We start from the raw sequence: 290 nt of genomic DNA on the forward strand, positions 1-290 counted from the left end.
ATTCTCGATGACGATGCCGCCCCCAGCGCCCTCGGCCATGATGGCGAGCGGTGATTGAATCCAGAGACGACCCTTCATCGGTGGTTCTCCCATGCGCACTGCATTGACGGAAAAAATCAGACGATCAGCCGGCCACCACGGGCGATGATGGCGCCCCCGCGGAAGACGGTACGATCGAGAGGACGGGCAGCGACGGCCTCTGCCAGCGACGCGGCAGGCAAGATGTTAAAATCGGCGGGCGAGCCGGCCTGGAGTGAGCCGACGGGGCGGCCGAGGATCTCGGCCGGCGC

The 290-nt window shown here is 65.9% G+C and carries 1 pseudogene; it reads right to left on the minus strand.

Annotated elements, in window-relative coordinates:
• Positions 1 to 116: 116 nt before the first annotated feature.
• A pseudogene (locus tag AF337_RS46295) lies at positions 117 to 290 on the minus strand (metal-dependent hydrolase); the annotation flags it as partial.

Origin of the sequence: Rhizobium ecuadorense, assembly GCF_001187535.1 — a bacterium.
In the GTDB taxonomy this organism is placed as follows: Bacteria; Pseudomonadota; Alphaproteobacteria; order Rhizobiales; family Rhizobiaceae; genus Rhizobium; species Rhizobium ecuadorense.